Annotated in this window: 14 protein-coding genes; all 14 read left to right on the top strand. The window is 58.2% G+C overall.

Annotated elements, in window-relative coordinates; all coding sequences use genetic code 11:
* Window positions 1-141 precede the first annotated feature (141 nt).
* The 14 genes from dagR to PGQ95_RS18170 all read left to right on the top strand — a co-directional run bounded on the left by dagR (window position 142) and on the right by PGQ95_RS18170 (window position 12,529).
* Window positions 142-2,943 (top strand): transcriptional regulator DagR, encoded by a 2,802-nt coding sequence (dagR, locus tag PGQ95_RS18235; protein ID WP_046883378.1) that lies wholly within the window; start codon window positions 142-144, stop codon window positions 2,941-2,943.
* 119 nt (window positions 2,944-3,062) lie between these two features.
* Window positions 3,063-3,491: a PTS sugar transporter subunit IIA gene (locus PGQ95_RS18230; RefSeq protein WP_015368461.1), complete on the top strand. Its 429-nt coding sequence runs from the start codon at window positions 3,063-3,065 to the stop codon at window positions 3,489-3,491.
* Between the two features lie 10 nt (window positions 3,492-3,501).
* The gene (locus tag PGQ95_RS18225; protein ID WP_015368462.1) at window positions 3,502-3,987 is read left to right on the top strand and encodes a PTS system mannose/fructose/N-acetylgalactosamine-transporter subunit IIB; all 486 of its coding nucleotides are present in this window, start codon (window positions 3,502-3,504) and stop codon (window positions 3,985-3,987) included.
* Window positions 3,988-4,012: 25 nt separating this feature from the next.
* On the top strand, window positions 4,013-4,762 hold the full coding sequence (locus tag PGQ95_RS18220) for a PTS mannose/fructose/sorbose/N-acetylgalactosamine transporter subunit IIC (RefSeq protein WP_430918957.1): 750 nt from the start codon (window positions 4,013-4,015) through the stop codon (window positions 4,760-4,762).
* Window positions 4,759-5,619 (top strand): PTS system mannose/fructose/sorbose family transporter subunit IID, encoded by an 861-nt coding sequence (locus PGQ95_RS18215; protein ID WP_015368464.1) that lies wholly within the window; start codon window positions 4,759-4,761, stop codon window positions 5,617-5,619. The genes PGQ95_RS18220 and PGQ95_RS18215 overlap by 4 nt, the downstream gene beginning before the upstream one ends.
* 3 nt (window positions 5,620-5,622) lie before the next feature.
* The gene (gene dgaE / locus PGQ95_RS18210) at window positions 5,623-6,732 is read left to right on the top strand and encodes a D-glucosaminate-6-phosphate ammonia lyase (protein ID WP_045365312.1); all 1,110 of its coding nucleotides are present in this window, start codon (window positions 5,623-5,625) and stop codon (window positions 6,730-6,732) included.
* On the top strand, window positions 6,719-7,465 hold the full coding sequence (dagF, locus tag PGQ95_RS18205; RefSeq protein WP_045365309.1) for a 2-dehydro-3-deoxy-phosphogluconate aldolase: 747 nt from the start codon (window positions 6,719-6,721) through the stop codon (window positions 7,463-7,465). Before dgaE ends, dagF begins: the two co-directional genes overlap by 14 nt.
* A gap of 166 nt (window positions 7,466-7,631) precedes the next feature.
* The gene (locus PGQ95_RS18200; protein WP_015704263.1) at window positions 7,632-8,216 is read left to right on the top strand and encodes a TetR/AcrR family transcriptional regulator; all 585 of its coding nucleotides are present in this window, start codon (window positions 7,632-7,634) and stop codon (window positions 8,214-8,216) included.
* Window positions 8,217-8,237: 21 nt separating this feature from the next.
* Window positions 8,238-9,041 carry a winged helix-turn-helix domain-containing protein gene (locus PGQ95_RS18195; protein ID WP_015704262.1) on the top strand — a complete coding sequence of 268 codons (804 nt, stop codon included), beginning with the start codon at window positions 8,238-8,240 and terminating at the stop codon, window positions 9,039-9,041.
* The gene (locus PGQ95_RS18190; protein WP_015368469.1) at window positions 9,038-9,556 is read left to right on the top strand and encodes a FidL-like protein; all 519 of its coding nucleotides are present in this window, start codon (window positions 9,038-9,040) and stop codon (window positions 9,554-9,556) included. The genes PGQ95_RS18195 and PGQ95_RS18190 overlap by 4 nt, the downstream gene beginning before the upstream one ends.
* A 446-nt stretch (window positions 9,557-10,002) precedes the next feature.
* Window positions 10,003-10,281: a BMC domain-containing protein gene (locus PGQ95_RS18185; protein ID WP_012542984.1), complete on the top strand. Its 279-nt coding sequence runs from the start codon at window positions 10,003-10,005 to the stop codon at window positions 10,279-10,281.
* A 17-nt stretch (window positions 10,282-10,298) separates the two neighbouring features.
* Window positions 10,299-10,583: a BMC domain-containing protein gene (locus PGQ95_RS18180; protein ID WP_002442227.1), complete on the top strand. Its 285-nt coding sequence runs from the start codon at window positions 10,299-10,301 to the stop codon at window positions 10,581-10,583.
* A 12-nt stretch (window positions 10,584-10,595) separates the two neighbouring features.
* Window positions 10,596-10,874 (top strand): BMC domain-containing protein, encoded by a 279-nt coding sequence (locus PGQ95_RS18175; protein ID WP_004146125.1) that lies wholly within the window; start codon window positions 10,596-10,598, stop codon window positions 10,872-10,874.
* Window positions 10,875-10,927: 53 nt separating this feature from the next.
* Complete coding sequence (locus PGQ95_RS18170; protein ID WP_430918953.1) at window positions 10,928-12,529, top strand: acetaldehyde dehydrogenase (acetylating); 1,602 nt, start codon at window positions 10,928-10,930, stop codon at window positions 12,527-12,529.
* Window positions 12,530-12,544 lie beyond the last annotated feature (15 nt).

Raw genomic sequence — 12,544 nt, 5'->3', positions numbered from 1 at the left:
ATCCCACCCTAAACCACCATTGTGGCAGCGAAAGGACACCCTGCTGGCCGCTAAGACCGGCAACTTCGCCCCCGGTCTCTTTCTGACGCCGCGTAATAGTGTATGTTCTCAACTATCGACATTGAACAACCCGGTAACGAGATGAGACGTATTGAGATAGTACTGCGGGAGCTGGAGAGGCTGAGCCAGGCCGTGACGCTGGAGGATTTAGCCAGGGGCTCGAACGCCTTCACCGCAGAGCAAATCGGCTTTAACCTCGGGCTGGCGCGCAACTCGGTGAGTAAAGATCTCAATCAGCTATGGAGCGACGGGCTGGTGATTAAAACGCGCGGCCGCCCGGTATTCTTTTTACATCGCCGGACGACGGAAACGCTACTCGACCGTACGCTGACGGAAAGCGAACGCGAGCCGGCAACACTCGCCGATCTCCTGCCGCAGCCACAAGATAACAATGAGGCTGTCGATCCGTTCGCCATGCTGATCGGCCACGATCGCAGCCTGCACGATGCCGTGGAAAAGGGTAAAGCCGCGGTGCTGTATCCCCACGGCCTGCACGTCCTGCTGACCGGCCCCTCCGGCGTGGGTAAAACCTTTTTTGCCGAGCTGATGCACCGCTACGCCTGCGAGCATGCCGGTGAAAAACGGCCGCCGCTGGTCTACTTCAACTGCGCGGAATACGCCAACAACCCGGAGCTGCTGTCATCGCATCTCTTTGGCCACCGCCAGGGCGCTTTTACCGGGGCGATGGAAAACAAAAGCGGGCTGATCGAACAGGCCGACGGCGGCTATCTGCTGCTGGATGAAGTGCATCGCCTGCCCTATGAAGGGCAGGAAAAGCTCTTCTCGCTGCTGGATAAAGGCGAATATCGCCCGCTCGGCGCCAGCGGCCCGGCGCGCAATATCGCCGTACGTCTGATTTGCGCCACCACCGAGCCCATCAGTTCATCGCTATTACGCACCTTCCAGCGCCGTATTCAGGTCACCATCGATCTACCCGGTATTCGCCAGCGTTCGGTAGAGGAGCAGATTGAGCTGATCATCGGCTTTTTACAGCGTGAAAGCCGCAAGATCGAACGCACGGTAAGCGTAGATAAACCCTTGCTGCTGTGGCTGCTGAACAAGCCGCTGGAGGGCAATATCGGCCAGCTCAAAAGCGATATCCAGTTTTTATGCGCCCAGGCATGGGCATCCGGGATGGCGGCCCATAACGAAGTATTGCTACTGGATAGCAAACTGGCGGACGGCCCGATCAATGCCACGCCGGAGCAACGACAGCTGGTCGATGCGCTGTTTAATGGCCGCAACCTACTGAATATCGACGCCCGCACGCTACCGCAGTTGAAAAGCCCGGCAGCCGATGACAGCGTCGAGGAGAGCGACCTGTTCTACAGTTTCCTGACCCGCGAGTACGTTAACCTGCGCAACAGCAACGTGCCGCCCGCCGAGACGCTGGCGATCCTTAAAAATAAGCTCAGTTCGATTTTTGAATATGGCCTCTATAGCCGCGATAACGCCAGCCATGCCCCACGCTATGGCGATCGGATTGAAGAGCGGGTGGGTCTGCTGATCGGTTACGTTGAGCAGGTACTCGGCTTCGCCCTGCCGGAAAACCTGGTCAACCCGCTGCGTAAACACTTTCTCGCTCTCATCAGCTACGTACAACGCGGCCTGATCCCGCAGTTATACTCTTCGAGCCTGATCCTCGATCGCTGCAAAGATGAATACGATAATGCCACTCTGTTGTGCAAGAAGATCAACGATCTGCTGCATATCCAGTGCCCGGCCACCGAGGTGGTCTGGCTGTGCCTGTTCCTCAAAGAGTGCCGCCATTACCGCCAGCGCATCAGCGCCAGCCCGGACTGCGGGGCGATCCTCATAGCCCATGGCGCCACCACGGCCACCAGCATGGCGCAGTACGTCAATCGGGTGCTGGAGCGCGAATTGTTCAACGCTATCGACATGCCGTTCGAGCAATCGGTGCACGATACGCTGGAAAAACTGATCCAACTGATCCACAGCAAAGGCTGGCAGCGGCTGATCCTGATGGTTGACATCGGATCGCTGGTCCATTTCGGTAGCACCATCAGCAAACTGTTCCAGATTGATGTCCTGCTGATGCCGAATATCACCCTGACCAGCCTGCTGGAGATCGGTCTCGATCTCAGCTACGAAACCGGCGATCTGCCGCGGTTGGTCAATCTGATGCAGGAAAAAGGCATCGCCAGCCAGCTGTGCACACCGCAGCAGGAGAACGCCGGCAAGGTGCTGGTGATCTCCTGCATTACCGGCATGGGTACGGCGGAAAAAATCAAAAAGGTGCTGGAGGAGAGCTTTGGCGAGCTGATGTCGCAGGATACCCGGATGGTTATCCTCGATTACAACGAAGTTCGCAGCCCGGAGCGCCTGCAGCAGGCGATCAGGGCGCATGAACGGCTGGCGGGTATTGTCGGGACATTCCAGCCGGGGCTGCCCGATATCCCGTTTATCTCGCTGGAGGAGCTGTTTTCCGAGCAGGGGCCGGAGCTGGTGCTCAGCCTGCTGACCCCCGATTTGTCCAGCAGTGAACGTCGTCTGGAGATGGAGCGCAGCGCTTCACGGTTTATCAGCGCCCTGACCATGGAAAGCATTATCAACCATATTTCGGTGCTCAATCCGCAGCGCATATTAAAAGAAATGGAAGGGATCCTGAACCATCTCAGGAACGCGCTGGCCATCGCGCCTAACCGCCAGGTGACACTACGCTTTCTGATCCACTGCTGCTGTATGGTCGAGCGTATCGTGATTAACCGTAAACCGTTACAGATGGCGCTGGAAACGCGGCCGGATATGGACGCTCAGGCATTTAGTGTCATCAAATCGGCTTTCCATCCGGTTGAAGAGGCCTACGCCATCCGTTTATCCGATGCCGAGTACATTTATATCTACGAATTATTATTTAGTTAACGCCTGTTCTGGCGCGGCTTTGCGACCCGCCAGCCCTTTCCTCTTTGGTAGATGACACAAATTGTGGCACGCGCTTTGCTCTTATTAGTGCGTCAACGATTCGGCGCCAGGAGGCCACTTTGTCATCCACTGAACCTACCACCCAGTTACCCCAGATTCTGCTGCTGACGCACGGCGGCTGGGGCACGCAACTTTGCGACAGTCTGCGCATGGTGACCGGCGAAATCGCCGGCGTCAGCGAAATCGCGCTTATGCCGGTCGATACCCTCGGCGAGTTTTATCAGCGCGTCGAAGCGGCCGTACAGGCGATGCCGGCAGGCTCGCTGATTTTGACCGATTTTCTCGGCGGCACCACCTCCAACGTCGCCGCGCGCCTGAGCGCGGATTACCCCATCGCCGTCGTCTGCGGGCTCAACGCCTCGCTGCTGCTGGAGGCGTTGGATCTGCGCGAACAGGGTCCGCTCACCGGCTGCGTTAATGCGCTGGTCGAAGCCGGACGCAGCAGCTGCCGCGACGTTGTCGCCCACGTGAACCAGTTAACCTCTTAAGGAGCCCATCATGGCAAAAATCGTTTTATGTCGTATCGATAGCCGTCTGATCCACGGTCAGGTCGTCACCAAATGGGTCGGCCAGTCGCAGGCCAATCGTATCGCCGTGGTCAGCGACGAGCTGGATGCCGATCCGTTTATGAAAAATATCTATTTAATGGCCGCGCCGCCGAACATCAAAGTCGACTGTTACGGCAACGCCAGCTTCGCCGCCGCCTGGAAAGAGAATCAGCTCGGCGATGGCAATGTGCTGGTACTGTTCCCGTCGCTGTCGGCCGTTCAGGAAGCCGTCCAGTTGGGCTTTGACGTGCAGACGATTCAGGTTGGCGGGCTGGGCGGCGGGCCGAACCGCAAGGCCGTGTTCCAGAACATCACCCTTGATGAAAAAGACGTCGGCATCCTCGGCGCTCTGAAAGATAGCGGCATTCAGGTGTTCTTTCAGACCATCCCGGAAGATAAACCACAGTCACTGGACGACATCCTGAAAAAATTCTAACCAGTTGATAAAAAGGTAAAAAACTATGGATCCCTTACTTTTTGCGAGCCTGATGGGGTTGTATTACTGGTTCGCCCGCTTACGTTTAGGCTATACCTTCTCCGCCATGTTGCTGCAGCCCGTGGTGATCGCCGTATTCGTCGGCCTGCTGCTGGGCGATATGAAAACCGCGATGATCATCGGCGCGGGTATGCAGCTGGTCTATCTTGGTGTGACCTCCACGCCTGGCGGCAACGTGCCGTCGGACCCGGCGCTGGCCGCCTGTATCGCCATTCCGATCGCCGTGAAGGCCGGGATGGAGCCCAACCTGGCGATCGCGCTGGCAATCCCGTTTGGCGTCATCGGGGTATTCCTCGATCAGCTGCGCCGCACGCTCAACGCCGCGTGGGTGCATATGGCCGACAAACACGCCGAAAGCGCCAACATGGCGGGCATCATGCGCTGCGCCTTTATCTATCCGGCGCTGCTGGGGCTGGTGCTGCGCTTCCCGGTGGTCTTCGCCGCCAACTACTTTGGCCAAAGCGTAGTGGAAAAATTCCTCAAACTGATGCCGCACTGGCTGACCCACTCGTTTGAAATTATGGGCGGTATCCTGCCGGCGCTGGGCTTTGCCATCACCATCATGGTGATCGGCAAAAAGAGCCTGCTGCCGTGGTTTATCGGCGGATTTTTCGCGGTGCTCTACCTGAAGGTGGACATCATGGCGATGGCGATTTTCGGCACCTGCGTCGCCTTCCTGATTAAAGGCCTGGCCAAAAATGAAGGAGCTGCATGATGAGTAGCGATGTAATGGAACATGAACTGGTTGAACGCGCCCGCGAAACCCAGGCGCTGAGCAAAGCCGATATCACCAAGGCCTGGCTGATTTACTGGCTGGGGGCGGAGGTATCCAGCTCCTACGAACGTCTGCAGAGCCTGATTTTCTGCGCCTCAATGACGCCCATCATCAAAAAGCTGTACCCGGGAAAAGAGGAGCAGGCCGAGGCGCTCAAACGCCACCTGAACTTCTTTAACTCGGAACAGACTTTCGGCTCGGTTATCCAGGGTATCTCCATCGCCATGGAAGAGCAGAAAACCCGCGGCGAGCCGATCAGCGATGCTTCAATCACCGGGATCAAAACCGGCCTGATGGGGCCGCTGGCCGGGATGGGCGACTCGATTATCTGGGCCGCGGTGATGCCGTTGCTGATTGCCATTTTCATCCCTTTCGCCGCCAGCGGCAGCGCGTTCGGCGGGATCGCCCCGCTGATCCTCTACCCGGCGATCACCATGGCGATAAGCTACGGACTGGTGCATAAAGGCTACACCCTGGGCCGTGACTCCATTATCGGCCTGCTGCAAGGGGGGCGAATTAAAGAATTGATTTACGGCGCCAACGTGCTGGGTCTCATCATGATGGGCGCGCTGTCGGCAAGCTACGTCAAAATCACCACCCCGCTGAAAATCAGCGCGCTTAAAGGCTCGGAAGTGGTGGTCCAGCAGATCCTCGACTCGATTGCCCCCGGCCTGCTGCCGCTGGCGGCGGTGTTCGCTATCTATTTCTACTTACTGAAAAAAGGGCCGCGCTACACCACCATTTTACTGTCAATCGTTGCTATCAGCATCGTCTGCTCGCTGTTGGGAGTGCTGTAAATCATGAACGGCAATATCTACCAGCAACTGGGCTTAAAACGGGTGATTAACGCCTGCGGCAAAATGACCATCCTCGGCGTGTCCGCCGTCGACCCGCAAGTGATGCAGGCCACCGCGCAGGCGGCGGGGGCCTTCGTCGAAATCGATAAATTAACCGACCGTGCGGGCGAGCTGGTTTCCGCCCACACCGGCGCGGAAGACAGCTATATCACCTCCTGCGCCTCCGCCGGGATCGCTATCGCCGTCGCGGCGGCGATCACCCGCGGCGAGCCGGAAAAGGTGGCGCAGATGCCGGACAGCAGCCAGTGGCCGAACGAGATAGTGATACTGCGCGGGCATAATGTCGATTACGGCGCGCCAATCACCAGCGCCATCCGCCTCGGCGGCGGGCGCATTGTCGAAGTCGGTTCCAGCAATCTGGCGGCGCGCTGGCAGCTGGAGAGCGCGGTGAACGCACGCACGGCGGCGCTTCTGTATGTGAAATCGCACCACTGCGTGCAAAAAGGCATGCTCGGTATTGACGATTTCGTGCAGGTCGCTCGCCAGCATAATCTGCCGCTGATCGTCGATGCCGCCGCCGAAGAAGACTTGCGCCAGTGGGTCGCCAGCGGCGCGGACATGGTTATCTACAGCGGAGCGAAAGCCTTTAACGCCCCAACCTCAGGCTTTATTAGCGGCAAGCGCACCTGGATCGCCGCCTGTAAAGCCCAGCACCACGGTATCGCGCGGGCGATGAAAATCGGCAAAGAGAATATGGTCGGTCTCGTCTACGCGCTGGACCGTTACCGGACGGCGGCGCCGGCGCCTGACGCCGCCGCGCTGCGTCCATTCGCCGAGGCGATTTCCGCGCTACCCGGCCTGTGCGCCGATATCGAGCAGGATGAAGCCGGTCGCGCCATCTGGCGCATTCGGGTCAGCGTCGACGCCAATGAACTGGGACTCAGCGCCCGTGAGGTTGAAGCTCAGCTACGCGGCGGCGATATCGCTATTTACGCCCGCCGCTACTATCTGCATGAGGGCCATTTTAGCCTTGACCCCCGCACCGTCGGCGAAGGAGAAATGTCGCTCATCGTCGCGCGCTTACAGGAGATTACGCAGCATGCAGCGGATTAACTTTTATCGCCAGCGGGTGGCGATTAACGTGCTGGCGAAGGATATCGCCAACGCCCGGGAAATCTATGACGCCGCTGAAGGGCACGCGGTGATTGGCGTACTCTCGGCGCAATTTACCGACGTTGAGCAAGGCGTTGCAGAAGTGCGCCGCTGGATGGCGGAAGTGCCTTCTATTTCCGTCGGTCTCGGCGCCGGCGATCCGGCGCAGTTTTACAAAGCGGCAATGATCGCCGCGCAGGTCCACCCCGCTCACGTCAACCAGACCTTCACCGGCAGCGGCTTTGCCGCCGGGGCGCTGGCGGCGACCGGCGGCCAGCAAACCTTTATTAATGCGCTGGTCAGCCCCAGCGGCACGCCCGGTGAAGTACGTATCTCCACCGGCGTGCGCAGCGCCAAGGGCATCCCGGCCCAGGTTTCCTGCGATGCGGCGGTCAGAATGATGTTGGATATGGGCGCGCAGGCGGCTAAATTTTTCCCGATGGGGGGCGAAAAGTCGCTGGCGGAGCTGAAAGCGCTCGCCCAAAGCGCGGCAGAAAACGGTATGACGCTGATTGAGCCCACCGGGGGCATCGATCTCGATAACTTTGCGCTGATTCTGCAAACCTGCCTGCAGGCCGGCGTCGCACAGATTATGCCGCACGTGTACAGCTCCATTATCGATCCGCAAAGCGGCAATACCCGCCCGCAAGATGTCCATGCTCTGATGAACATCGTCAAGGAACTGGTCGATTAATCCCCCCGCGCGTGCGGTGTAGGCCACTATTACCGCACGCGCTAACTGCCTGATCTGCGGAAGGTCACTGTCAATCTGTGAGCCTCCACGCAATAACCGCATCCCGCCGTGCAAAGCGCCCTCTCATATTGATAGCGATCAAGAATAATCATACCGTCTGGTCGGTATGATCCGGGCCATGAACATGGAAGCCCAGCATCGTAAAAAAGACCCCGTCCGTTTGCATCGTCAACTGCTTGAATCGGCGGCGATGATTGCCGGCCGGGACGGTATCGCCGCCCTGTCGCTGAACGCCGTCGCCCGCGAAGCTGGCGTCAGCAAAGGCGGGCTCATGCACCATTTTCCCAATAAACAGGCGCTAATTTTCGCCCTGTTCGCCCGGCTGTTGGCGATTATGGAAAAGGCGATTAGCGAGCTGATGGCCGCCGATAACATCGCTTACGGGCGCTTTACCCGCGCCTATTTGCGCTATCTCTCCAACCCGGAGCTGACGGATACCCACGAAAGCCGGCAACTGATGGTGCTGTCGCTGGCGATGCCCGACGAACCGGTGCTGCGAAAATGCTGGCGCGACTGGATGCTGGATCATCTGGCGCAGGGCGATGCGCTCGATAACGGCCCAACCGGCACGCTGGTGCGCTATGCCGCCGACGGCATCTGGTTATCGGAACTGACCGAAGGGCGCACCATGAGCAGCGAACACCGCCAGGCGCTGGTAAACGATCTGACAAAAATGACGCTTCCCGCGTGAAGCGAGTAGAGTGAGGCCGCGATGCGCTACAACATCAATGCCCGTCTCATTTATGACGCAACGGACGGCACCCTAACATTACCGGGCGGCAATGAGCCGGATAGCCAGCTATCCATTACCGCCAACGCGCTGCTCTATTTTTTTCTTCGCCATACCGGCGTCGTCAGTCGCGATGAAGTGTTGAAAAAGGTCTGGGACGATAACGGCTTAACCTCATCCAACAGCAATCTCAATCAATACCTGAGCATGCTGCGCAAAACCTTCCGCCACTACGATATCGATAACATTATTGTCACCGTGTCGCGCGGCATGCTGCAGCTGAATCAGGATCTCAGCATCGAACTGCTCGATGCCGAGCCGACGCCCGCCGATGCCGTTCTCACATGCGCTACGCCTGATGAAGCCGCCCCCGCTGCGGCGCCAACGCCGCCCGCCGCATCTCTACATGCGCGTGGTATGTGCTGGTATCTGGCCGGCGGCTGTCTGCTGCTCATCGCCCTGCTGCTGGTGGCATTTAGTCTCGCCGGCACCCACGTCGCCCGGCCAATCAATCTGACGCTGATGAGCCACAGCCAGTGCGAACTGCTGGCCAGCGATGAAATGCTGCGTTCGGTTTCCGCCACGGCCTACGGTAAGAATTTTGATGAGGTGCGTCAGCGGCTGAAGCTCAGCTGCAAGCCGGGGGAGCGTTTCGTTTTCTTCTACGGCGACCGGCTGGAGACTAACGGCCTGGGCCGGGTATTTCTCGCCCACTGCGCGATGCACGAAGACAACCCATTTAGCTATTGCGATAACTACTTTTACTACTCCTGGAAGCCGCAATGAGACTCGCGCCCCGCCCCTTTTTCGCCCTCTCCGCCCTCGCATTTATCGCCGCCGCCGGTTTTAGCGCCTGGCGCCTGTTGCCGGATGCCAACGATGGCGTGATGAGCTGCTCCACCAAAGCGATCATGCGCTTTGAAAACATGGAAAAAGAGAATGTGAACGGCAATATCCATTTTAATTTTGCCGCCAACGGTAACGGTTCGATGGTGGTGGAAGGCTATACCGACTCCGCCGCCGGCTGGCTCTACCTGCAGCGCTACGTCAAATTCAGCTACACCAGCCAACGTATCTCGGCAACTGAACGCCACTACCGCATTAAAAAATGGGAATCCAGCGCCTCGTCCATCGACGAATCGCCGAATGTCATCTTTGACTACTTCATGCGCGAGATGTCCGACAGCCACGATGGCCTGTTCCTCAACGCGCAGAAGCTTAACGACAAAGCTATCCTGCTGAGCTCTATCAACTCACCGCTCTACATCTGCACGCTGAAGTCCGGCAGCACGCTTAACTAACCCGTCACCCCTGAACCGCCGCGAGGAAAATGCGCCCTCGCTCACGCTCCGTTATTGCCCCCTCTTTCCACGATGCTAAAAGCGCACGTTTTGCATTTAGCTTCGACGCCAAAACTTGCGCATACCCACAATTATCACGCGGCTATATTACCGCCTGCTGGCAAGTAATTAGCATCTTATTAACATTCACCTCTCGCCGATAAACAGTCTAAAAAAGCGCCGTATCATCATAAAAATCAACACGCATAAAACAGAACGAAAAGATAAATGGAAGGCTAAATAAGGCTAAATCACAGAGTAAAAACCTAAAATATTCATCTCCACGGATTTAAATTTCACTTCTTTCCCCATTCCCTATAGTGAACCCCGAACGCCGCTTCCGCGTGTTGATGCCGTTACGCGGACGGTTTTCCCGAATAACAAAACCTGTTCTGGAGGAAATCACGATGGGTGATGCATTGGGGCTTATCGAAACCAAAGGTCTGGTGGCCTGTATTGAAGCAGCGGACGCGATGTGTAAAGCCGCCAACGTCGAACTGATCGGCTATGAAAACGTCGGCTCTGGCCTGGTCACCGTGATGGTGAAAGGCGACGTCGGCGCGGTGAAAGCGGCGGTGGATTCCGGTGTGGAATCCGCGCAGCGCATCGGCGAAGTGGTGACCTCGCTGGTCATCGCGCGTCCGCATAACGACATCAACAAAATCGTCATTAAACACAAGGCCTGAAGGCCAGGAGAACGCAAATGGGTGATGCATTAGGTCTGATTGAAACCAAAGGTCTGGTGGCCTGCATTGAAGCGGCGGATGCGATGTGTAAAGCCGCCAACGTCGAACTTATCGGCTATGAAAACGTCGGCTCCGGCCTGGTCACCGCGATGGTGAAAGGCGACGTCGGCGCGGTGAAAGCGGCGGTGGATTCCGGCGTGGAATCGGCGCAGCGCATCGGCGAAGTGGTGACCTCGCTGGTTATCGCCCGTCCGCATAACGACATCAACAAAATCGTCTCGCATTACAAGATTGCGGACTAACGGAGAATCCTGATGAAAGAAGCGCTTGGTCTTATCGAAACCAAAGGTCTGGTGGCCTGCATTGAAGCCGCGGACGCGATGTGTAAAGCCGCCAACGTCGAGCTTATCGGCTATGAAAACGTCGGTTCCGGCCTCGTCACCGCAATGGTGAAAGGCGACGTCGGCGCGGTCAACGCGGCGGTCGACTCCGGCGTGGAAGCGGCGAAACGCATTGGCGAAGTCGTCAGTTCTCGCGTCATTGCGCGTCCACATAACGACATCGAAAAAATCGCGGCGCAGCACAAAGCATGACCTGACAGGGCGCGCCCCGTCTCCACTCTTTTCGTCTGATGAAGGATAGACTCATGATTGAACTGGATAACGATTTGCAGTCCCGGCAGAACGCGCGGGAACTGGTGCGCAACGCCAAAAAGGCGCAGGCGATTCTGGCCACCTTTTCGCAACAGCAAATCGACGCCATCGTGAAAAACGTGGCCCAGGAAGCAGCGCACCACGCCGAAGCGCTGGCGAAAATGGCCGCGGAAGAGACCGGTTTTGGCAACTGGCAGGACAAAGTGCTGAAAAACCGTTTCGCCTCGCTGCGCGTCTACGACGCCATCAAAGATATGAAGACCGTTGGCATCATTCATGACGACCCGGTAAAAAAAGTGATGGACGTGGGCGTGCCGCTCGGCGTGATTTGCGCGCTGGTCCCCTCAACTAACCCAACTTCTACGGTTATCTACAAAGCGCTGATCGCCCTCAAGGCCGGCAACGCCATTATCTTCTCCCCGCATCCGGGCGCGCGTCAGTGCAGTTGGAAGGCGATTGAAATCGTCAAACGCGCGGCAGAAGCGGCCGGCGCCCCGGCAGGCAGCGTTGACGGCATCACCCAGTTAACGCTCGAAGCCACCTCCGAACTGATGCACAGCAAAGACGTGTCGCTGATCCTCGCCACCGGCGGCGAAGGCATGGTGCGAGCGGCATACGCTTCCGGCACCCCGACCATCAGCGGCGGCCCGGGTAACGGCCCGGCGTTTATCGAACGCAGCGCCGATATCCACCACGCGGTGAAAGATATCGTCACCAGTAAAACCTTCGATAATGGCGTGATCTGCGCCTCCGAGCAGTCGATTATCGTCGAACGCTGCATTTACGACGAGGTTCACCGCGAGCTGGAAGCGCAGGGCGTCTACTTCATGAATGAAGATGAGGCGGCGAAAATGGCGGCGCTGCTGCTGCGCCCGAACGGCGCCATCAACCCGAAAGTGGTCGGCAAAACCGCGCTATACCTCAGCCAGATGGCGGGATTCTGCGTCCCGGCCAGCACTAAAGTGCTGATCGCCGAGCAAACCACCGTATCGCCGAAAAACCCCTACTCGCGCGAAAAACTGTGCCCGGTACTCGGCCTGTACGTGGAAGAAGACTGGAAAGCCGCCTGCCACCGCGTGGTGGAGCTGCTGACCAACGAAGGACTCGGCCATACGCTGGTGATCCACACCCGTAATCAGGACGTCATCCGCCAGTTCAGCCTCGAAAAACCGGTCAACCGCATTCTGATTAATACTCCGGCGGCGCTCGGCGGTATCGGCGCGACCACCAACATCTCTCCGGCGCTGACCCTCGGCTGCGGCGCGGTCGGCGGCGGCTCCAGCTCCGACAACGTCGGCCCGATGAACCTGCTCAATATCCGCAAAGTCGGCTATGGCGTGCGTTCGATTGACGAGCTGCGCGCGCCGGGCAGCCGCCCTGAGCCCCAGCCGACCATCGTTACTCCGGCGAGCGATCCGCAGCGCAGCATTCTTGATGACGCGCGTTTCAACGCCCCGGCCAACGCCGCGCCAGCGCGCACTGCAGGCAACGATGACCGTTTCGCCAGCGTAGGCGCCGCCAGTATGGAAGGTGAAATCAACGAACAAAACGTGGAACGCGTTATTCGCCAGGTGCTGGAGCGCCTCGCTAAGTAACGCACTGATATAAGG

The sequence above is a fragment of the Klebsiella sp. 141240 genome (assembly GCF_050600805.1).
GTDB classification, from domain to species: Bacteria; Pseudomonadota; Gammaproteobacteria; order Enterobacterales; family Enterobacteriaceae; genus Klebsiella; species Klebsiella aerogenes.
Note: the sequence above shows the minus strand (reverse complement) of the source record. Positions and strands in the feature narration are given on the sequence as shown.